The sequence below is a fragment of the Litorilinea aerophila genome, assembly GCF_006569185.2.
Lineage (GTDB): Bacteria > Chloroflexota > Anaerolineae > Caldilineales > Caldilineaceae > Litorilinea > Litorilinea aerophila.
In genome coordinates this window covers 110,895-131,203 of record NZ_VIGC02000001.1, presented here as the reverse complement: position 1 = coordinate 131,203, position 20,309 = coordinate 110,895, and the positions used below count along the sequence as shown (strand labels likewise).

Sequence of the window (20,309 nt, the reverse complement as noted above, 5' to 3'; positions counted from 1 at the left end):
ATGACTGCATCCACCGTCGATACCGTGGAAAGCACCCCTTCCCTGCGCCGGACGGGCCTCAATCGGTGGGATTCTCCCTGGTTGAATGGGAAGTTTTTGGTGGGGCTGGCCATGGTAACCCTGGTTGCCCTGATGGGCATCATCGGTCCCCTCTTTTGGGATACCAGCCTGGCCCGGGTAGCCAGCTCTCCCCAAAACCTACCGCCCCCGTGGGCACCCGGCTACCGGCATCTGGTGCAGGAAAGCCCACCGCCTGCTGCGGATGCTTCCCCCGCCCAACAGGCCGGTCCAGAGGGAGAGCGGTCGTCTGGCGGCTCCATCACCGGTGGCAATCCCCTGGCCCGGGCTACGCCGGCCTCCTCGGGAGGCTCCATCACCGGCGGCAATCCCCTGGCCACGGCCCAGCCGGGCGGCTCGTCGGTCACCGGCGGCAATCCCTTCCAGTCCCAGACCCAGGCTGAGGTCACACCCCAGCCCCAGACCACGAACCCCTACGGCTTCGGGGTGCCCACCTGGAAGCACCCCCTGGGGACGGAGAGCAACGGCCGGGACATGTTGGCCGTGCTCATTGTCGGTGCGCCCCGCTCCCTTCGGGTCGGGTTGATTGCCGCGGGCATCGGCATGTTGGTGGGCATTGCCCTGGGCTTCACCGCCGGCTTCCTGGGCGGCTGGGTGGACAACGTGATCCGAACCATCTCCGACGCGGTGATCACGATCCCGTCCCTGGCCGTGCTCATCGTGATCTCCGCCTATGTGCGCACCGTCAGCGTGGAGAACATGGCTCTGCTGCTGGCCCTGTTCGCCTGGCCGGGCCCCACCCGGCTGATCCGTGCCCAGGTGCTCACCTTGCGAGAGCGGGGCTATGTACAGATGGCCCGCCTCTCTGGTGCATCCACATTCGACATCATGTTCAAGGAGATGATGCCCAACCTGTTGCCGTATCTGGCCGCCAGCTTCACGGGGAATGTTTCCGGGGCGATCCTGGCGGCTACCGGCCTGGAGGCCCTGGGCTTGGGTCCCACCCGTATCCCGACCCTGGGCATGACCATCTTCTACGCCATTCGGGCCGCCGCTATCCTGCGGGGGATGTGGTGGTGGTGGGGCCTGCCCATCGCCCTGCTGGTGATCATCTTCACCGGCCTTTTCCTGATGACCATCGGCCTGGATGAAATTGCCAATCCCCGCCTGAGAGGAGCCCAGTCCCAATGATGGTTTCTGTCATGCATACGGTCCAGGAGCAGGAGAAGCAGAGCTCCAATCGCGTGGTACTGGACGTGCGCAATCTGCGGGTCTATTATGCCACGCCCCTGGGAGATGTGCGGGCCGTGGACGATGTGAGCTTCCAGGTGTACGACGGTGAAATCGTGGGGCTGGTGGGGGAGTCTGGCTGTGGCAAGACCACCACCGCCATGGCCATCCTACGCCTGGTGCAGCCGCCCGGCCGCATCGTGGGCGGCCAGATCATCCTGGACGGCATCGATCTGGCCACCCTCCACGGCCAGGCGCTGCGGGACATCCGCTGGCGGAAGCTGGCCCTGATTCCCCAGGGGGCCATGAACTCCCTGAATCCGGTGATGAAGATTCACCGCCAGATCGCCGACGCCATCGAAACCCACGAGGGACGTCAGCCCCGGGGCGAACTTAAGGAGCGCATCCTGAACCTGCTGAGCACCGTCGGCCTGCCCTCCCGGGTCTATGACATGTATCCCCACGAGCTGAGTGGCGGCATGAAACAGCGGGTCTGTATCGCCATGGCCATTGCCCTGCACCCGGACCTGGTGATTGCCGACGAGCCCACCAGCGCTCTGGACGTGGTGGTGCAGCGCAAGGTGGGCGAGACCCTGCTGGACGTCAAAGAGCGTCTGGGTGTCTCCATGATCATCATTGGCCATGACATGGGTCTGATGGCCCAACTGGTCGATCGCCTGGCCGTGATGTATGCCGGGCGCATGGTGGAGATTGCGCCGGTAGAGACGGTCTTCGAGGAGCCACTGCATCCGTACACCCAGCTGCTCATCGAGTCCATCCCCTCTATCAAAGAGCGAAAACCCCTGAAACTCACCGAAGGGTTGACCCACGATCTGCGCAACCCGCTGCCGGGCTGTATCTTCCAGTTCCGCTGCCCCCATGTGACCGATCATTGTCGGGCGGTAAATCCGCCCCTGCGGGAAGTGCGTCCCCGCCATCAGGTGGCCTGCCATCTGTATGAATGATGCGAGATCGCTATCCGAGGACAGAAGACATGAGCACACCGCTTCTTGAGATTCGAAATGCGACGAAAATTTATGGCGGCGGCTTCCTGAAACAGGGGCGGGTCACCGTCGCCCTGCAGGACTTCAACATGACCATCGAGGAGTCCCCGGCGACCATCACCACCATCGCCGGGGAGAGCGGCAGCGGCAAGACAACCCTGGCCAACCTGGTGTTGGGCTTCGTCAAGTTGACTTCGGGGCAGATCCTCTACAGGGGCGTGGACATTGGCGCCATGAACCGGCAGCAGTTGATGGCCTATCGCCGGGAAGTGCAGGCCGTGTTTCAGGATCCCTACGCCGTTTACAACCCGTTCTACCGGGTCAAACACGTTTTCGATCTGGTGATCAAAAACTTCAAGCTGGCCTCCAACAAGCGGGAAGCCCGAGAGCTGATCGAAGAGGCCTTGAACGTGGTCGGCATGCGGGGTGAGGAGGTGTTGGAAAAGTATCCCCACCAGCTCAGCGGTGGCCAGCGCCAGCGCATGATGGTGGCCCGGGCCTACCTGCTCAAGCCCCGGCTGATCGTGGCCGACGAGCCCGTCTCCATGGTGGATGCCTCCCTGCGGGCCATGATCCTGGACATCATGTTGCGCCTGCGGGATGAACACGGCATCTCGTTCCTGTACATCACCCACGACCTGAGCACCGCCTACCAGATCGGCGACCGCATCTACCTGCTCTACCAGGGAACCATTGCCGAGCGAGGTGACACGGTCCAGGTGATCGAGAACCCGAAACATCCCTACGTCCAGTTGCTCATCCACTCTATCCCTGTGCCTGATCCGAAGGTCAAGTGGGGCGGCGATATGGACGCCACCACCATCGACGATGAAGAGATGCGGGCCAGTGTCCTCAGCGGTTGCCGCTTCTATCCCCGCTGCAACCAGCGCATGCCCCGCTGCCTGGAAAAGCGGCCGCCCCTCTACGAGGTGGGTCCTGGGGGGCATCAGGCCGCCTGCTACCTGTACGAGGATCCGTCGTCCCTGGAGGTCGCCTCGCCGGTCGGCGCCCAGGTAAGCCACAAGGCCCCCTGAGCAGAATCGTCTGGCTCACCGTCGGAAAACATCCCCCTCGTGCAGGTCAAAGGGAGTCCATTATGCGAAAACCCATCTTTCGGGGCTTTCGGCCGGAGCTTTATCGGTTTTGACAAAGAATAAACCAACGATTGATCCTACTGAAGGAGCCTACCATGTTGGCCCAGTCCCAACTTGACTTCTACCAGGAGAACGGATACCTGCTGGTGGAAGGGATGTTCACGTCTGAAGAAGCAGCCCGCTTCCGCCAGGAGGCCCATGACCTCATCGCCCGGCTCCAGGCGGTCACCAACGTGGAAGCCACCTGGGGCAGCGCACGCAAGGTGGCCATGGCGCCCACATCGCTGCTCCACTGCCACAATGTCCAGTTCCAGTCTGCCCTGTTCACCCGCCTGTTGGTGGACGAGCGACTTACCGAAGCGGCCGCCCAGATCATCGGCTCGCCCAATGTTCAGCTCCATCACAACAAATTGTTCATCAAGCCGCCGGAAAAGGGTTCGCCTTTTCCCATGCACCAGGACTATCCCTTCTTCCCCCACACCCGCCATACCATGATTGCGGCCATCATCCATTTCGATGACGCGCCGGAGGAGAAAGGCTGTGTGCGGGTGGTACCGGGCAGCCACAAGTTGGGGCCCATCGAACATGAGCGGGAAGGGGGCTGGCACCTGCCCCTGGAGCAGTACCCCCTGGAGGCGGCCGTGGCGTGCCCCGCCCGGGCTGGGGATGTCCTCTTCTTCAGCTACCTGACCATCCACGGATCTGGAGTCAACGTAAGCCACGAACCCCGGACAACGTTGCTGGTGCAAATGCGAGACCCCACCGATCCACCCACCGAGCTGGTTCATCTATCCCGGGGGCAAGGGATGATGCTCCGGGGTGTGGACCCCAGTGCGGGCACGGCGACGCCGCCAGGGCAGGGTTAGTTCAGGTGACGGCACGCCGGCTCATATCGGCGTGTCGTCCAGAAAGCGTACGGCAGCCGCGCAGTTCCCCGCGGCACTTCCGGGTTATACTGAGCTACCCGCTTCCACAGAGAGGCAGCGCGGGGTCTGGTTCCGGCGGCAGGCGACCCGGCCATGAACGCCCATCGCCAGGACGGCGCCCGCGCCCATGCCTGCCGATTGTGTCAACCGGGGAGGGATGTCGCCGGCGGGTCAGGCGGCGCCCTTCCCCCCGCCACAGGAAGTTGCCCGGTGCCCTATCGAACCCTTGCTTTATCACTGGCATTTCTGGCCTTGGGACTGTTTTGTAGCCTCGCGCCGTCCATGGTCCTCTCCCATGGATCCATGTCCTATCCCCTCAGCCGGATCTACGCCTGTTACCTGGAAGGGCCCGAATCGCCCGATACCCTGGCCTGTCGGGATGCCATCGCCGCAGGCGGCACCCAGCCCCTCTACGATTGGAACGAGGTGAATCTGCCCGATGTGAATGGCCAGCACCGGGATCGGATCCCCGACGGTCGGCTCTGCAGCGCGGGGCGGGACAAATACGCCGCCTTTGACCAGCCCCGGACAGATTGGTATCGTACGGTGCTCTCGCCGGCCTCCAGCTACACCTTCCGCTATGCGGCCACCGCGCCCCATAACCAGGGGTATTTCGAGATTTATCTGACCCGGCCAGGCTATGACCCCACCCAGCCCTTGACCTGGACCGACCTGGAGCAAATCGCCCGCATCGACGAACCGCCCCTGGTGGCAGGTTACTACCTCCTGGAGGGTGTTACCCTGCCGGCTGATCGGGTGGGCCATCACCTCCTGTACACCATCTGGCAGCGTACCGACAGCCCGGAGGCCTTCTACGCCTGCTCCGACGTCTGGCTGGGCACCGAGCCAACCCCCACGCCCACGCCGGCGCCTCCCTGCAGCGAACCGGCCTGGCAGCCGGGCCAGCTGTATGAGGCCGGCAGCCGGGTCAGCCACCAGGGCCGCGTCTGGCAGGCCCGCTGGACGAACCTGGATGTGGAGCCGGACAGCGAGCCCGCATCAGGGCCGTGGGAGATAGTGGGCTATTGCACGGCAGGGGAAGCCGGGACTCCGACCCCGCCTCCTGCGACGCCTGCCGCCACGCCGACACCCACGCCGACGGCGGAGGCCTCCCCGGCCCCGTCCCAGGGCTACACAGTGCAGGGCAACCAGATCCTGGATCCTGCCGGAACACCTCTGCTCCTGCGGGGGGTGAGTTGGTTCGGCTTCGAGACCCACGAGCACGTGGTGCACGGCCTGTGGGCTCGCAACTGGCAGGCGATGATCACCCAGATGGCCGATTTGGGCTTCAACGCGGTGCGCATTCCCGTCTGTCCCGCCACCCTGCAGGACAGCTCGGTCAGCAGCATCGGCTACAGCCGGAACCCAGACCTCCAGGGGCTGACCAGCCTGGCCATCCTGGATCGGCTGCTCCAGGCGTTCGACCAACAGGGGTTTTACATCCTCCTGGACCATCACCGGCCGGACTGCAACGCCATCTCTGAGCTCTGGTACACGGAGAGCTACAGCGAAGAGCAGTGGATCGACGACCTGGTCTTCATGGCCCAGCGCTACAGCCACCTGGCGCACTTTCTGGGCATCGACCTCAAAAACGAGCCCCACGGTGCTGCCACCTGGGGCACGGGAAATCCGGCCACGGATTGGGACCTGGCCGCGGCCCGGGCTGCTGCGGCCGTTTTGGCGGCCAACCCCAATCTGCTGATTTTCGTGGAGGGCATTCAAGAGAATCCCACCTGCAGTGGCGACCAGAACCACTGGTGGGGCGGCAACCTGGAGCCGCTGGCCTGCACGCCCCTGGCCATCCCCCGGGAGAAGCTGGTCCTCAGTCCCCATGTCTACGGGCCCGACGTCTACGTCCAGCCCTACTTCAACCACGCCGACTTCCCGGCCAACCTGCCTGCCATCTGGGAGGCCCACTTTGGCCAATTCGCGGACGACTACCCGGTGGTGATCGGGGAATTCGGCGGGCGATATGGCCACGGCGGCGATCCGCGGGATCGAACCTGGCAGGATGCGCTGGTGGACTACCTGGTGCAGAAGGGGATACGGAGCAGCTTCTACTGGTCCTGGAACGCCAACAGCGGCGATACGGGAGGAATTCTCCAGGACGATTGGAACCAGGTGTGGTCCGACAAGGTGGCGTTGCTGCACCGGCTGTGGGGGCTGGACGGAACGCCGCTGCCCTCGCCGAGCCCCTCGCCTTCAGCGACGGCTTCTCCACCGGCGAGTACGGCTACCCCCGTTCCCCCGTCTACGCCCACAGGGGCACCGCCGGCCCTCTGCCGGGTGCACTATCAGGTGGAAAGTGTCTGGGAAGGTGGTTTCGTGGCCAACGTGGCCTGGACCTACCTGGGGAGCCAGCGGCTCTCGGGGTGGGAGCTCGCCTGGACCTTCCCCGCCGGGCAGCGGATTTCTCAGATCTGGAATGGGGTGGTCAGCCAGGAGGGGGACCAGGTGCGGGTCCGCCATGCGGACTGGAACGCCGCGGTGGAGCCCAATGGCCAGGTGACCTTCGGCTTTTTGGGGACATGGGCCGGGGAGAATCCAGCACCCACCCAATTTCGCCTCAACGGCCAGCCGTGTCTGGCCAACGCGGCCCAGGCGGATGCCCCGCGACTCTTTCTCCCGGCCGTGATGGGCGGCACCGACGACTCCTCATGAAGCCAACACGTTGGCAATCTCCTCCACGATCTGGAGCGTCGAACGGGGGTTGCCCAGTTCCCGGGCCCGGGCGGCCATGGCCGCCAGCTCTTCCCGCTCCTCTCCGAACCAGCGGGTGACCAGGCGTGCGATCTCCTCCGGGTCGGTGCTGAAGGCGCCCACCCGATTGTCCACCACGTAGGGGATGTTCCCTTCCTCCTGACCCGGGATGAACCCGCTCAGGATCACCGGCAGCCCCCGGATCATGGCTTCGGCGATAGTGCCGGGGCCCGCCTTGGTGATCACGCAGTCGCAGGCGGCCATCCAGTCGGACATGTTATGGACGAAGCCATTGACGATGGTGGGCACCGGCCAGCGGCGGTTTTTCAGCCGGGTGAGGAGGATGCGGTTGCGGCCACAGACGATCACCAGCTGGCCGATGGGCGTCCCCTGTCCATGGAGCCCCTCGGCCACACAGCGGGCGATGCGCGCCACCGGCCCGATGCCCTCGCCGCCGCCCAACAGGAGCGCGGCAGGCAACTCGGGATCCATGCCTAGCTCCCGGCGTAGAACCTCCCGGGCCCGGGGCGTCTCGGCGAAGGCTGGCCGGATGGGCAGCCCAAATTGGCGCAACTGTTCGGGACGCATGCCGGCCCGCAGGGCGCGCCGGCGGGCTTCCTCGCTGGCCACAAAGCAGAGCCGGGCGTCCGGGTGAAACCAGAGGGGGTGGGCCGTGGAGAGATCGGTCACCACGATCACGTAGGGGCGCTGCCGCCCCTCCTGGTTCAGCGCGTACAGCGTCATCTCCTGGACCAGGGGATGGACCGAGATGATCAGGTCGGGCTCATAGGTGCGCAGGACGCGTCGGATGGAAGGTGCCGCCCAGCGGGCCGCCAGGGTCATCAGGGGGCTGGCGATGATCTGCCGTTCGCCCGTCTTCCAGAGGAGGCGCCACAGCCAGGGCAGGTAGTTGGCCAGCAGGGCATAGCTCTTAGGCAGTTGGTTGAGGGGCCAGGGCAGGTGGTCGATGAGCAGGTCGATGATCTCCACCTGAAAGCGGTCGCCGAAACGCCGGGCAAAGCCGGCCTGGAGGGCTTCGGCGCTGGCCCGATGGCCGCCCCCGGTGTTGCTCATGAGGATCAGAATTTTTTGGGAAGTCATGCGCGCTGTTGGTGGCGAGGGTCGGTCATGTCGTCTGGTCTGGGCCATCAATAGGCGCCACGGGCGCGTACAATGGCCGGCAGTGAGCGGAGCATAATGGCCAGATCCAGGGTCAGGCTCCAGTTTTCCACGTAGTAGATGTCCAGCAGCACCATCTCGTCGAAGGTGAGGTCGCTGCGGCCACTCACCTGCCAGAGACCGGTGATGCCCGGACTTACGGTGAGCCGCTTTTTGTGCCACTCTTCGTACTGTTCCACTTCCTCCGGCAGGTTGGGGCGAGGGCCAACGATGCTCATTTCGCCCCGCAGCACGTTGATGAGCTGGGGCAGTTCGTCCAGGCTCCAGCGGCGCAGGAAGCGGCCCACCCGGGTTCGGCGCGGGTCGTTGCGGATCTTGAAGAGGGGCCCGCTGGACTCGTTTTGGGCTCGGAGCTCCTGTCGCAGTTCCTCTGCGCCCACCACCATGGAGCGGAATTTGTAGCAGCGGAAGGGCTGGCCGTTGCGGCCGATGCGGGTCTGGGAATAGATCACCGGCCCGGGGGAATCCAGCTTGATGGCCACGGCGATCAGCGCCGCCAGGGGGAGCGCCACCAGGCTTCCCACGCCCGCCAACACCAGATCCGACGCCCGCTTCACGACTCGATTCCAGCCCCGGATGGAGACGTCCCGGGTGCTGATCAGGGGAATGCCGTTGAGCTCCTCCACCTCCATCTGGTTCTTGGTGAGCTGAAAGAGATCTGGCACCACCTGAGCCCGGACGCCGTGGCGTTCACAAGTGCGCAGTAGCCGCTGGATCATGCGGTGGCTCTGCCAGGGCAGGCAGATGATGACCCGGTCCACCGGCCTGTAGGTGTCCAGCACCTGGTGGAGGTTGTCCACCGGCCCCAAGGCTTTGAAGGGGCCGATGTCGGTCTTGCCCTTCAGGGGGTTGTCGTCCAGGAAGCCAACCAGGTGATAGCCCAGGTCGGGCCGGGCGGCCACCGTGCGCATGACCATACGCCCCACGTCACCGGCGCCCACCAGCAACATGCGCTCCACGCCCACCCCGTAGGCCCGCAGATGGCTCCGCAACAGGGCGATGGTAAAGCGGCTCAGGCCCAGGAAGAGGGTGACCAGGAGGGCAGTGTACAGGAAGATCAGGCGGCTGTAGAGGAGGGGGCTGAAGAACAGGCTGGCGGTGATCAGGACCACCACGCCGCCGGTGGTGGCCGTGCCGATGGTGTAGACCTCTTCCAGCAGGCTGCGGCCCCGCCGGTAGGGGTAGACGCCGGAAAAGCGGAAAGCCAGGGGCAGGACGACGACCAGGGCCAGGGCAAAGGGTACGTAGGTCCACAGATCCACCTGGAAGGCCGGATCCACAGCCCGGAACCACTGCAAGTGGTAGCGCACATAGTAGGCGCCGCCGAAGGCCAGCAGGATCAACAACATGTCGGAGGCAACCAGCAGATAGGGCCACCACGAGGCAGGGACGCGGCGCACAAGGGCTGCCAGCCTGCTGGGCCGGGGGCGGGATCGATGGAGATGGGTGTTGAATCCCGGTTCCGTTATGTTCACCCTGTCGATCGTTGCCATCGGGCTTCGCTTCATCCACTCCGTGCCGGTTGCCAGATGTTGTCCCGGCGGCTCTCTCCGAAGGTCACGCTGCCAGATTGGGCCATGACCGGCCAGATATCGCACCCGAACGTGAAAAGTCGTAAATGCCGGCAGCTCTTCGCTGATGGTGTCCACCAGAGGTAGTGTCACCGGACTTCTGCCGTGATGTTTGGCTCATCTACCCCAAATGGGCGCTACTTACCCCGGTTTCGTAAGGAACCAAACAGGTTGGTACCCATTTGGGGGACGAGCCCCATGTTTATGTCAGACGGCCATAGTGTATCACAAATCGGGGCGATCTGCCCCACTTTGAACCTGCTCTCCACATACGCAGCCCCTCAGCGCCCGTGTACGGCCTGATAGACCTCCAGGGTGGCCAGGGCTGTAGCCTCCCAGCTGAACTTCTGGGCCTGGGCCAGGCCACGGCGTGACAGCTCCTGCCGTAGTTGGGGCTGCCGGGCCAGGAGCGCCATGGCCGCCATCCACCCATCCTCCGCCGTGGGAGGGACGGTCAAGGCGGCCTCCCCCACAATTTCTGTCAGGCTGCCGATGCGGCTGCACAGGACCGGGGTGCCACAGGCCATGGCTTCCAGCACGGGCAATCCAAATCCTTCAAACAGGCTGGGGTAGACGAAGGCCTCGGCCGCCTGGTACCACAGGGGCAGCTCGGCATCGGGCACGAAACCCGGGAAGAGCACCCTGTCCTGCAGCCCCAGCTCCGATACCAGCCGGAAGATCTCGGCATAAAACCAGCCCTGGGCCCCGGCCAGAACCAGCTTCACCTGGTGTGCTTCCGGATCTCCGCTGGCGCGCCAGCGGGCAAAGGCCCGGATGAGGGTCGGCAGATTTTTGCGTGGTTCCAGGGTGCCCACATACAAAAAGTAGCGAGAAGGCAGGCCACAGCCTGCCCGAAAGGCTTCGATGTCTGCCGGGTTGCCCGGCGAAAAAACTCTGTCGACGCCGTTGTGGATCACGGTGATCCTGGCGGCCGCCGTGCCAAAGAAGCGCATCAGATCCTCGGCAGTCTGCCGGCTGACGGCGATGACGTGTCGTGCTCGGTCCACGCTGGCCTGGCAGAGTCGGGTCAGGTAGAGGCGCTTGGCCCGGGGGAATTTCCGGGGCAGGCGCAGGAAACTCAGGTCGTGGACGGTGACCACACCGGGTGTGGACGTGGCCAGGGGCAGCACGTTGACCAGGCCGTGCACCAGGTCGACCTGACGCCGCCGGAGCTCTCGGGGCAGGAGCAGTTGCTCCCAGGCGATGCGCACGGGCGGGCGGGCCAGCAGCCCGGGACCCACCGCCAGCTCCACGCCCGGCGCGACAAAATCGGCCGCGTTGACGAACGCGGTGAAACGGGGACTTCCGTCGGCCGTTGCCAGCTGCCCCAGGGCCTGCAGAAGGTGACGGCAGTAATGGCTCACACCGGCCCCCCGGTACGAAGATTGGGTGCTGAGGAGCTGGGCATTCAGGGCGACGTGCATGGTGCCTCGTTGGAAGCCCGGGCCGGAGCCAACAGGGCCGCGTAGTGGGCCACCGTCCGGGCTGCGATCTGGGCCATGGTGAACCGCTCCAGGACCCGCTGTCGTCCCGCCTCGGCCAGCTCCCGGCGCCGCTGGGGCGCGTCCAGGAGGGTTTGAAGGCAGTCCCGCAGGCCGGCCACATCACCTTCGGGGAAGATCAGCCCGGCATCGCCGATCACGTGGGGGATCTCGCCGCAGTCGCTGCCGATGACGGCCACGCCGCAGGCCATGGCCTCGATCAGAACCCGGCCGAACTGCTCCTTCCAGGTGGGGGTGGAGCGGCTGGGCAACACGAACAGATCCAGCCGACGGTAGTACTGCGGCATGGCGCTGCTGGCCAGCCGGGACTCGAAATGGACCCGGCCGTCGATGCCCAGGCGGCGAGCCAGGGCCTGAAGACCGGGCTGTGCGTGGCCCTCGCCCACCAGGAACAGCTCCCAGGCGCCCCGCAGCCCGGCGCAGGCATGGAGCAGCAGGTCCACGCCCTTTTCGGGGAGCAGGCCGCCGGCGTAGCCGATGCGTAGTGGCCGGTTGCCTGTCGGCTGTGTCGGGCCAGGGGCCGGCCGGAACAGCTCCGGGTCCACGCCGAACTGGGGGATGATGGAGATGGCGCCCTGGTAACCCTTACGGCGCAGGACCTCAGCAGCTTCCTGGTTGCCGGCGATGGCGGCTGGCGTGCGGCGGTAGTTGGCCTGTTCGAACCATCGAAAAGGCGGGGGATAACGACGATAGAGATTTTGCCAGGTAAAAAAAGTGCCGACGCCGCCCTGACGGTGGGCGGCCCGCAAGCCCAGCCAGGTGGCCAGGTTGTAGGGTTCTTCGTCCATATGCAACAACTGGGGACGGATCGCGGCCAGCTCCCGGGCCAGGGTGGGGTAGAAGTGCAGGTGGAAGTTTCCGTTGAAGCGGAGGGGGACCACTTTCAGTCGATAGCCGGCCACGTATTGGAACTCCACCGGTTGTCGGCCCCGGCGATCGGCCCAAAACGGGGGGACCAGGACGGTCAAATCCACCCCGAGACGGGCCATCTCTTCCGCCTTACGCTGATAGGCACCCATCACCAGTGCCTTGCTGACCATCATCACACGCATTGCGGCTATTATAGTCGGATGGAGAATCTTCTGACAAACGGATCGGCCATTGGGTGCCCTGCCCCAGGACAGATTTCACGTTTATCCGTCAGACCTCCCTGGCTGCGTTATGCTGTTATGGTATAGGATGTAGGGACAGGGCTTGCCCTGTCCGTGCCTGCCCTGTCCGTGGCGGGCACAGCAAGCAACGTCCCGACGGCAGCGGCGTCCGCTGGGTGGATTCCGTTTTACCCCGGGGGCTAGGTCGTCGTTGTGGCTCCCGTGTGTTACGATACCAGGCTGGAAAGATGGGGCTGTTGAAATTAAGAGCGAATGAACTAATTCCGGGGCCGGAATGGCCCCTTGTTGCCATGGGGAGTCAATGGACTTGAGTGGAGAAGTTGCCAAGATGCGAGAAGAATATCGCGGTGTCCGCCTGCTGGAGGAGGAGGCGGGAACGGATCCGCTGGCGCTCTTTGCCCGCTGGCTGGCCGATGCCATGGCGGCGGAGCTCCATGAACCCAATGCCATGACCCTGGCCACGGCCAGTGCGGACGGCCGTCCCTCGGCGCGCATGGTGCTGTTGAAAGGGTTTGACGGGCGAGGTTTCTGTTTCTACACCAATTACGAAAGCCGCAAGGGGCAGGAGCTGGCCGAAAACCCGTGGGCAGCCCTGGTCTTCTGGTGGGGGCCACTGGCCCGCCAGGTGCGGGTGGAAGGCCGGGTGGAGAAACTGACCGCCGAGGAGTCCGACGCCTACTTTCGGACCCGCCCATTGGGCAGTCGCCTCAGCGCGTGGGCATCGCCCCAGAGCCGGGTGATCCCGGATCGGGCGACATTGGAGGCCTGGCTGCGGGAGGTGGAAGAGCGTTTTGCCGGGCAAGAGCCGCCCCGTCCACCTTACTGGGGCGGCTACCGGGTCATCCCCCAGTCGATTGAGTTCTGGCAGGGCGGTCCCGACCGTCTACATGACCGGCTGCGCTACACCCGGGAGGGAGATACCTGGCGTCTGGAGCGGCTGGCACCGTGAGGAGGGGGATCCCGTTTGGGGAGAAGGTGTTTCGCACCCGGCAAGGGATGCAGAAAAGCGCTGGCCCCGCTTGCCAGGCGGGGCCAGCACCGCACAGCGCCAACACACAGAAAGGAGAAACCCAAAGGAGGACGATCCTCAACCGCCGCTTCTGGTATTTTCAAGCCAAATCTAGCTATAGGATAGCCGTCGCCAGGGTCAAATGGCAGGGTCGGATGTCCCTGGCTGCGGGGGACAGATGACCCTTGGTCGCTCTTCCTTTGGCTCCAGCCCCTGGAACCTGATCATGGCCGTCTCCATCGGCGCGGCTATTCCGCCCATTCTGCTCTTCTTTTTCGGCCAACGCTACCTGTTAGAGGGGATTGTGGTCACCGAAAAGTAGTACCATTCCAACCCACCAGCTTTCTCGAGGAAGCCCATCATGCCATCACGTCCCAATATCCTCATCTTCATGACCGACCAGGAACAGGCCGATGTGGTCCATCCGGATCACCCCTGCCTCACCCCCCACGCGCAACGGCTGGCCCAGGATGGGATTCGCTTTACCCGGGCCTACTGCCCCACGGCCCACTGTTGCCCCTCCCGGGCCACCTTCATGACCGGCCTCTACCCTAGCCGCCACGGTATCTTCAACAACGTCCGCACCCGCACGGCTATCCACACCGGTCTGAACCCCGGGGTGATCACCTTCTCCGAGCAGCTGCGGGATGCTGGCTATCGCCTCACCCTCTGCGGCAAGTGGCACGTTACCGCCGAGGAGGAACCGGCCGACCGGGGCTGGGAAGAACGGGAAGTCACGGCTGCCGGCAACACCTTCCACTCCCGGACCATCGACCAGTGGCGCCAGGGGACCCGGGAGCCCGATACCAGCGCCAGCGGCATCCGACCCCGGGGCCACCTGCATCGCCCGGGCTGGGGAGATTACCTGGTCTATGAAACCGTGCCCGATGGCGGGCCCAAGGGCTACGAAGAGCTCCACGACTACCGGGTCATTCAGGCTGCCTGCCAGGCCCTCCAGGATTTCGCCGCCCAGGACGAGCCCTGGTGCCTCTTTGTCGGCCCCATCGGCCCCCATGATCCCTATGTGGTGCCCGAGAAGTTTGTCCGCATGTACGACCCGGCTCAGATTGACCTGCCGGCCAGCTATCGGGATACCCTGGAGGACAAGCCCCGCATCTACCAGCGCCATCGTCGCCAGCTCTGGGACCAGCTTAGCGAGGAGGAGGTGCGGGAGTCCATCGCCCACTACTGGGCCTACTGTACTCTGGAAGATGCCCTCCTGGGCGAGGTGCTGGACGCCCTGGACGCCACCGGCCAGGCCGACAATACCCTGGTCATCTTCCTCTCCGACCACGGCGACTACGTGGGCGCCCATGGGCTCTATCTCAAAGGCGTGCCCGCCTTCCGGGAGGCCTACCACGTCCCCTGCATCATGCGCTGGCCCCAGGGCATCCGGCACCCCGGCCGGGTGGTGGATGAGTTCATCACCCTGGCCGACTTCGCGCCCACTTTCCTGGAGCTGGCCGGCGTCCAGCCAGCCCAGCCCATGACCGGGCGCAGCCTGCTGCCGTTTCTCCACGGGGAGACACCGGTGGATTGGCCCGATGCGGTGTTCAGCCAGTTCAACGGGGTGGAACTCTACTACACCCAGCGCGCCGTGACCACCCGGGAATACAAATACGTGTACAACGGCTTCGATTTCGACGAACTTTACGACCTGCGCCAGGACCCCCTGGAGCTGGTCAACCGGGCCGATGACCCTGCCTATCGGGAGATTAAACATGACCTGGTGCGGCGCATGTGGCGTTTTGCCGCCCAGGAAGAGGACATCATCTTTAACCCCTACGGCACGGTGGCCCTGGCCCCCTGGGGACCAGCCGATGCTTTAGCGACGCCAGGATGATGGTGCCTTCAGGATCTACCTGGCTCCCCGGGCCGTCTCCGCTCATCCAGGCTGTTGAGCAGGGCCACCAGCTGCCCTTCGGGGAGTGCATCATGCTCCTGGCGATAGGCGCGTGGGGAGCGCCCGCAGATCTTCTTGAAGGCTGCGTAGAAGCGGCTCGACGAAGCGAAGCCACAGGCCAGCACAATCTCCAGCACCGACAGGTGGGTGGTGATCGGCGGGCGCTGAGCATGGGCCACCCGATATGGGGTCAGGTAATCCAGGATGGTCATGTGGAGGTACCGACGGAAGATATGGTATGCTGAGGGCGTTCCGTCAACATTCAACCCAGATCCCGGCGTCCTCCAGGGGGGGCGCCGCCACGCCCATGCAAAGGAGTTCTGACCCATGAAGATCGCCATGATCGGTGCCGGCTCCATCGGCTTTACCCGCAAGCTGATGTACGACATCCTGGCCGTTCCCGAGTTCGCGGACACCCACTTCGCACTGATGGACATCTCCCAGCGCAACCTGGACATGGTCACCCAGTTGGTGAAGCGGGACATTGCCGCCAACGGCCTGCCCGCCACCATCACGGCCACCACCAACCGGCGAGAGGCCATCGAGGGGGCCGACTACATCATCTGCATGATCCGGCAGGGTGGGCTGGAGGCCTTCCAGCTGGACATCGACATCCCTCTCAAGTACGGGGTGGATCAATGTGTAGGGGATACCCTCTGTGCCGGGGGGATCATGTACGGCCAGCGCACCATCCCCGCCATGCTGGAAATCTGCCAGGACATCCGGGAGGTGGCCCAGCCCGACGCGCTCTTCCTGAACTATTCCAACCCCATGGCTATGAACGTCTGGGCTTGCAACAAATATGGCGGCGTCAACACCGTCGGCCTTTGTCACGGCGTCCAGGGCGGACACTGGCAGATCACCCGCTGCATCGAGCTGTGGGCGAAGAAGGAGGGCCTTTTGGCCGAGGACGAAACCCTCCATCGCCGGGATGTGGACATCGTCTGCGCCGGGATCAACCACCAGACCTGGTACATCAAGGTCCAGTGGCGGGGCATGGACATGATCCCGCGCATGCTGGAGCTGTTCGAAGCTCATCCCGAGTACAGCCGGACGGAGAAGGTGCGCATCGACATCCTGCGGCGGTTCGGCTACTACACCACCGAGTCCAACGGCCATGTGAGCGAGTACGTGCCCTGGTACCGCAAACGGCCGGAGGAAATTCCCCAGTGGATCGACCTTTCCCGCTGGATCCACGGCGAGACCGGCGGCTACCTGCGGGTCTGCACCGAGGGGCGCAACTGGTTCGAGACCGACTTCCCCAACTGGCTCAAGGAAGAGCCGCCCACCATCGGTCCGGAGCGGCGCAGCGAGGAGCACGGTTCGTACATCATCGAGGCGCTGGAGACCGGACGCCTCTATCGGGGCCATTTCAACGTCATCAATCGGGGCCACATCACCAACCTGCCCGACGGCTGCGTGGTGGAGATCCCCGGCTACGTGGATCGCAACGGCATCAACATGCCCGTGGTGGGCGATCTGCCCCTGGCCTGTGCTGCCACCTGTGCCGCCAGCGTCCGGGTGCAGGAGATGGCCGTGGAGGCCGCGGTCCACGGCGACGTCATGCTGCTGAAGCAGGCCATGCTCCACGATCCCCTGGTGAGCGCGGTCTGCAACCCGGAAGAGGTGTGGCAGATGGTGGACGAGATGCTGGTGGCCCAGGCCCGCTGGCTGCCCCAATATCGAGATGAGATCCCCAGGGCGGCCGAACGCCTGGCCCAGGCCGAACGCAACGGCACCCGGGTCAAGTTGCGGGAGGGGTGGCAGGGAGCGGCCCGGCTCCACACCAAGACCGTGGAGGAGATGGCCCGGGACAAGGCGGCTGCCCGCGCCAACGCCGCCGCAGCCGACAAAGGCCAGATGACCCAGGAGCCGGCCTGATCCCAGGATTCTTGCCGAAGACTCAGGCTCCCACTTTAGTGCGGTACAGATCCTCGCGTCTCAACGATAGATCCTCAGGCCATGGGCCTGGATCGTCGATGGGGAAGTTATCCAGCGATGGAGAGCCGTTGTGGGTGGTTTCCTCGATCATGAGGATGACCCGATGTTCGCCCGGCGGTACATCCAGCGGGGCTTTCAGGACCATGGTGCCATCTGCCTGAACCGTGGCCGTTGTGTGAATGGTTTTCATGCCGTTGCCTCCTGCCTCTTTTGCAGCATACGCCAGTTCTTCCTATTGTATCTCCAGACGCCATGCTGCTCAAGCCAGGCCAGGATGGTCTTCGGACATAAACTTACCCATGAGTCCGTTAGTGAAGTCACCCATTTCCTGAAAAGGAGCCAGACGTGACTAACACCAGATCCAACATTCTCTGGATCTCCTTCGAAGATACCAACCCGTTCTATGGTTGTTACGGAGACCCGGTGGCCCGCACGCCCCACGTGGATCGGCTGGCCGCAGAGGGATGCCGCTGGCCCAACGCCTTCTCCACCGCCGGCGTCTGCGCCCCGGCCCGTTCGGCCATCATCACCGGCATGTACGCCATCTCCATCGGCACCCACCACATGCGCACCACCCACAGCAACCGCTACACGGCCGGCATGCCCACCCCCTACGACGCGGTGCCACCCCACTATGTGAAGTGCTTCACCGAGTACCTGCGTGCGGCGGGGTACTACTGCACCAACAACGTCAAGACCGACTACCAGTTCACCCCGCCCCGAACCGCCTGGGACGAGCTCAGCACCGAGGCCCACTGGCGCAACCGGCCAGATCCAGATCAGCCCTTCTTCGCCGTCTTCAACCTGACCCGCAGCCACGAGAGCGGCATGTGGCCGGAAAACTGTCCCGAAATCACCGTCGATCCCGCGGCCATCCAGCTCCCCCCCTACTTCCCCGACACGCCCAAGGTGCGGGAGGCCATGGCCCGCATGTACACCCACATCGAGTACAATGATCGGATCCTGGGGGAGCTGCTCCAACAGCTGGAGGAGGACGGCCTGGCCGACAACACGGTGGTCTTCCACTGGAGCGATCACGGACCCCTGCCCCGGGGCAAGCGCTGGCCCTACGATTCCGGCATCCACGTCCCCCTGATCGTGCGCTGGCCGGGGGTGCTGGCGCCGGGCAGCGTGAACGAGCAGCTGGTCAGCACCATCGACCTGGGGCCCACTGCGCTTTCCGTGGCCGGCGTGGCCATTCCGGGCCACATGCAGGGGCAGGCCTTCCTGGGAGATCAGGCGGCGCCCCCGCGCGAGTACATCTACGCCAGCCGGGATCGCCACGATGAGGCCTACGACATGGTGCGGGCCGTGCGGGACAAGCGCTTCAAGTACATCCGCCACTTCTGCCCGGAAAAGCCCTACCTCCTCTGGATTCCCTACCGCAACCATCACCCTATTCTCCAGGAGATGTGGCGGCTCCACCGGGAAGGGGCACTCACCGACCCGCAGCAGCTGCTCTTCCAGTCCAGCCGCCCCGTGGAAGAGCTCTACGACACCCAGGCCGATCCCTGGGAGATTCACAACCTGGCAGATGACCTCGCCTACCGGCCGGAGCTGGAACGGCTGCGGGCCGCGCTGGAACGCTGGCGTCAGGAGGTGGGCGATCTGGGGGAGGTGGACGAGGCGGAGATGGTGCGGCGCTGGTATCCGGACGGTGTCCAGCCCCAGACGGCGCCTCCTCTCTTCATCCCCATCGACGAGGCCAATCCAGGCCAGGAGCCGGTGGAGGGCACCGTCAACCTGACCGGGCCGTCCCTTTTGCAGATCCACTGCGCCACCCAGGGCGCGTCCATCGCCTACACCCTGGAGGCTGGGGCAGATGTCCGCTGGCGACTCTACACCGGTCCCATCGCCTTGCCGCCGGGCCAGAGCACCGTCCGCGCCAGGGCTGTGCGCATCGGCTACGCCGAGAGCGAGGAACGATCTGTGAGGGTGACGGTGACTGCGGGAGATTAACCGAGCAGGCGGCGCCCCTCGTCGCAGGCGTGGAGGTAGCCACAGCCCCGGCAGCGGGCCGGTTCATCGTGCTGCTGGTGGACATCCGGCGCGGAACGGGCCCGGCGGATGGCGTCGCTGGCGGCCAGGACCTGCCGGCGCAGTTCGTCGGTGAAGGGGATCTGGAAGGTGCGGTCGGCGTAGTGGAGCAGACCGTGGGGTGGCCGCTGGCCGTAGACGTCCTCCACCAGGAGGCAGTAGGCGGCCAGCTGAAGGACGTGGCTGGGGTAGGGGGTGTCCGGGCAGGCGCGGCTTTTGACCTCCACCGGAATGACCGTGGTCCGCCCCCCTACCCGATGCTGGACCAGGTAATCGGGCCGGCCCACCAGCCCATGGCGGCGGCTGACCAGCGGCGCCGTCACCGCTTCCCAGGCGCCGGTGTCGCTGTAGATGACCTGCCCGGGGGGAAGGCCGGCCTGCTCCCGGGTGCGGCGCCCCAGCCAGAGTAGCGCCCCACCCAACATCAGGAGCAGAAGGGCGAATCCAAAGAGATAAGCCATAAGACAGCTGCAGGTCCCGTTCCCATACGGGACAGCCCCGGTCCAGCACCTGTGCGGTCTGGAAACCGCACTGCCCCTTCCTGTTCAAAATCCGGGAGACATCCTCAAGACGGCCGCGCCTTGACCAGCATTTCCCAGGTCCCCCGCTGGCAGACTTCATCCCGCTGGTTGAGGACTTCCACCTTGAAATTGACCAGCCCACCCCCCAGGCGGGGCATGGCCTTGGTCTCCTCAACGGTCAGGCGCACGTGAATCGTGTCGCCGATGAAAACGGGCCGCTGCATCCGCCATTCGCTGATGCTGCGGAAGGCCAGGGTCGTCTCCTCCAGAAAGCCCAGGCGCACGGCCAGGCCGCTGGCCACACTCAGGATCAGCAGCCCGTGGGCCACCCGTTGCCCAAACATCTGCCCCTGGCTGTATTCGGCGTCGGTGTGGATCAGGTTCCAGTCGCCGGAGAGGGCCGCAAAGTTCACCACGTCGGTCTCGGTGATGGTGCGGCCGACGCTCTCCACCTGGTCACCCACGGCGAATTCTTCGAAATAGAGCCCCCGGGAACGTGTCAATTTTCGTTCGTTCATGAATGGCTTGCCTTTCCAGATGGTTGGATCTGGGCCGGATTGGA

General features: G+C 64.8%; 17 protein-coding genes and 2 pseudogenes. 11 read left to right on the top strand and 8 right to left on the bottom strand.

Translation table 11 applies throughout. The features are described from left to right. The 6 genes and pseudogenes from FKZ61_RS00485 to FKZ61_RS24385 all read left to right on the top strand — a co-directional run. Window positions 1-1,209, top strand: a complete 1,209-nt coding sequence (locus tag FKZ61_RS00485) for an ABC transporter permease (protein WP_211358336.1) — start codon at window positions 1-3, stop codon at window positions 1,207-1,209. Further along, entirely contained in the window at window positions 1,206-2,213 is a 1,008-nt protein-coding gene (locus FKZ61_RS00480; protein ID WP_211358335.1) for an ABC transporter ATP-binding protein, read from the top strand. Before FKZ61_RS00485 ends, FKZ61_RS00480 begins: the two co-directional genes overlap by 4 nt. A gap of 29 nt (window positions 2,214-2,242) precedes the next feature. Next, window positions 2,243-3,286: an ABC transporter ATP-binding protein gene (locus FKZ61_RS00475; RefSeq protein WP_141608101.1), complete on the top strand. Its 1,044-nt coding sequence runs from the start codon at window positions 2,243-2,245 to the stop codon at window positions 3,284-3,286. A 155-nt stretch (window positions 3,287-3,441) separates the two neighbouring features. Further along, a complete protein-coding gene (locus FKZ61_RS00470; protein WP_141608100.1) occupies window positions 3,442-4,212 on the top strand; it encodes a phytanoyl-CoA dioxygenase family protein in 771 nt (256 codons plus the stop codon). Window positions 4,213-4,365: 153 nt separating this feature from the next. Continuing rightward, window positions 4,366-5,271, top strand: a pseudogene (locus FKZ61_RS24390) (lytic polysaccharide monooxygenase); the annotation flags it as partial. A gap of 138 nt (window positions 5,272-5,409) precedes the next feature. Next, a pseudogene (locus FKZ61_RS24385) lies at window positions 5,410-6,870 on the top strand (cellulase family glycosylhydrolase); the annotation flags it as partial. A 57-nt stretch (window positions 6,871-6,927) separates the two neighbouring features. Here the strand turns inward: FKZ61_RS24385 and FKZ61_RS00460 are convergent. From FKZ61_RS00460 to FKZ61_RS00445, 4 genes are all read right to left on the bottom strand, one after another. Further along, on the bottom strand, window positions 6,928-8,073 hold the full coding sequence (locus FKZ61_RS00460) for an MGDG synthase family glycosyltransferase (RefSeq protein WP_170199012.1): 1,146 nt from the start codon (window positions 8,071-8,073) through the stop codon (window positions 6,928-6,930). A gap of 47 nt (window positions 8,074-8,120) precedes the next feature. Then, window positions 8,121-9,551 carry a sugar transferase gene (locus FKZ61_RS00455; protein WP_170199011.1) on the bottom strand — a complete coding sequence of 477 codons (1,431 nt, stop codon included), beginning with the start codon at window positions 9,549-9,551 and terminating at the stop codon, window positions 8,121-8,123. A 452-nt stretch (window positions 9,552-10,003) separates the two neighbouring features. Next, entirely contained in the window at window positions 10,004-11,146 is a 1,143-nt protein-coding gene (locus tag FKZ61_RS00450) for a glycosyltransferase family 4 protein (RefSeq protein ID WP_141608096.1), read from the bottom strand. Next, on the bottom strand, window positions 11,131-12,267 hold the full coding sequence (locus FKZ61_RS00445) for a glycosyltransferase (protein WP_229964077.1): 1,137 nt from the start codon (window positions 12,265-12,267) through the stop codon (window positions 11,131-11,133). The genes FKZ61_RS00450 and FKZ61_RS00445 overlap by 16 nt, the downstream gene beginning before the upstream one ends. 397 nt (window positions 12,268-12,664) lie before the next feature. Here FKZ61_RS00445 and pdxH point away from each other — a divergent pair, with 397 nt between their 5' ends. From pdxH to FKZ61_RS00430, 3 genes are all read left to right on the top strand, one after another. After that, a complete protein-coding gene (gene pdxH, locus FKZ61_RS00440) occupies window positions 12,665-13,285 on the top strand; it encodes a pyridoxamine 5'-phosphate oxidase (protein ID WP_229964076.1) in 621 nt (206 codons plus the stop codon). Window positions 13,286-13,523: 238 nt separating this feature from the next. Continuing rightward, window positions 13,524-13,667: a hypothetical protein gene (locus FKZ61_RS00435; RefSeq protein WP_170199010.1), complete on the top strand. Its 144-nt coding sequence runs from the start codon at window positions 13,524-13,526 to the stop codon at window positions 13,665-13,667. Between the two features lie 39 nt (window positions 13,668-13,706). After that, the gene (locus FKZ61_RS00430; protein ID WP_141608093.1) at window positions 13,707-15,188 is read left to right on the top strand and encodes a sulfatase-like hydrolase/transferase; all 1,482 of its coding nucleotides are present in this window, start codon (window positions 13,707-13,709) and stop codon (window positions 15,186-15,188) included. A gap of 8 nt (window positions 15,189-15,196) precedes the next feature. Here the strand turns inward: FKZ61_RS00430 and FKZ61_RS00425 are convergent, their stop codons facing one another. After that, complete coding sequence (locus tag FKZ61_RS00425; protein WP_268251830.1) at window positions 15,197-15,577, bottom strand: helix-turn-helix transcriptional regulator; 381 nt, start codon at window positions 15,575-15,577, stop codon at window positions 15,197-15,199. Here FKZ61_RS00425 and melA point away from each other — a divergent pair. After that, window positions 15,576-17,129 carry an alpha-glucosidase/alpha-galactosidase gene (melA, locus tag FKZ61_RS00420; RefSeq protein ID WP_141608091.1) on the top strand — a complete coding sequence of 518 codons (1,554 nt, stop codon included), beginning with the start codon at window positions 15,576-15,578 and terminating at the stop codon, window positions 17,127-17,129. The two genes, FKZ61_RS00425 and melA, sit on opposite strands and share 2 nt — an antisense overlap. Window positions 17,130-17,151: 22 nt before the next feature. Here the strand turns inward: melA and FKZ61_RS00415 are convergent, their stop codons facing one another. Next, on the bottom strand, window positions 17,152-17,379 hold the full coding sequence (locus FKZ61_RS00415) for a hypothetical protein (protein WP_141608090.1): 228 nt from the start codon (window positions 17,377-17,379) through the stop codon (window positions 17,152-17,154). Window positions 17,380-17,534: 155 nt separating this feature from the next. On the opposite strand from FKZ61_RS00415, the gene FKZ61_RS24205 reads away from it, so the two are divergent. Next, window positions 17,535-19,148, top strand: a complete 1,614-nt coding sequence (locus FKZ61_RS24205) for a sulfatase-like hydrolase/transferase (RefSeq protein ID WP_141608089.1) — start codon at window positions 17,535-17,537, stop codon at window positions 19,146-19,148. Here the strand turns inward: FKZ61_RS24205 and FKZ61_RS00405 are convergent. Both FKZ61_RS00405 and FKZ61_RS00400 read right to left on the bottom strand, forming a co-directional pair. Continuing rightward, on the bottom strand, window positions 19,145-19,687 hold the full coding sequence (locus FKZ61_RS00405; RefSeq protein WP_141608088.1) for a CRISPR-associated protein Cas4: 543 nt from the start codon (window positions 19,685-19,687) through the stop codon (window positions 19,145-19,147). The two genes, FKZ61_RS24205 and FKZ61_RS00405, sit on opposite strands and share 4 nt — an antisense overlap. Window positions 19,688-19,791: 104 nt before the next feature. Continuing rightward, complete coding sequence (locus FKZ61_RS00400) at window positions 19,792-20,265, bottom strand: MaoC/PaaZ C-terminal domain-containing protein (protein ID WP_141608087.1); 474 nt, start codon at window positions 20,263-20,265, stop codon at window positions 19,792-19,794. Between the last annotated feature and the right edge of the window lie 44 nt (window positions 20,266-20,309).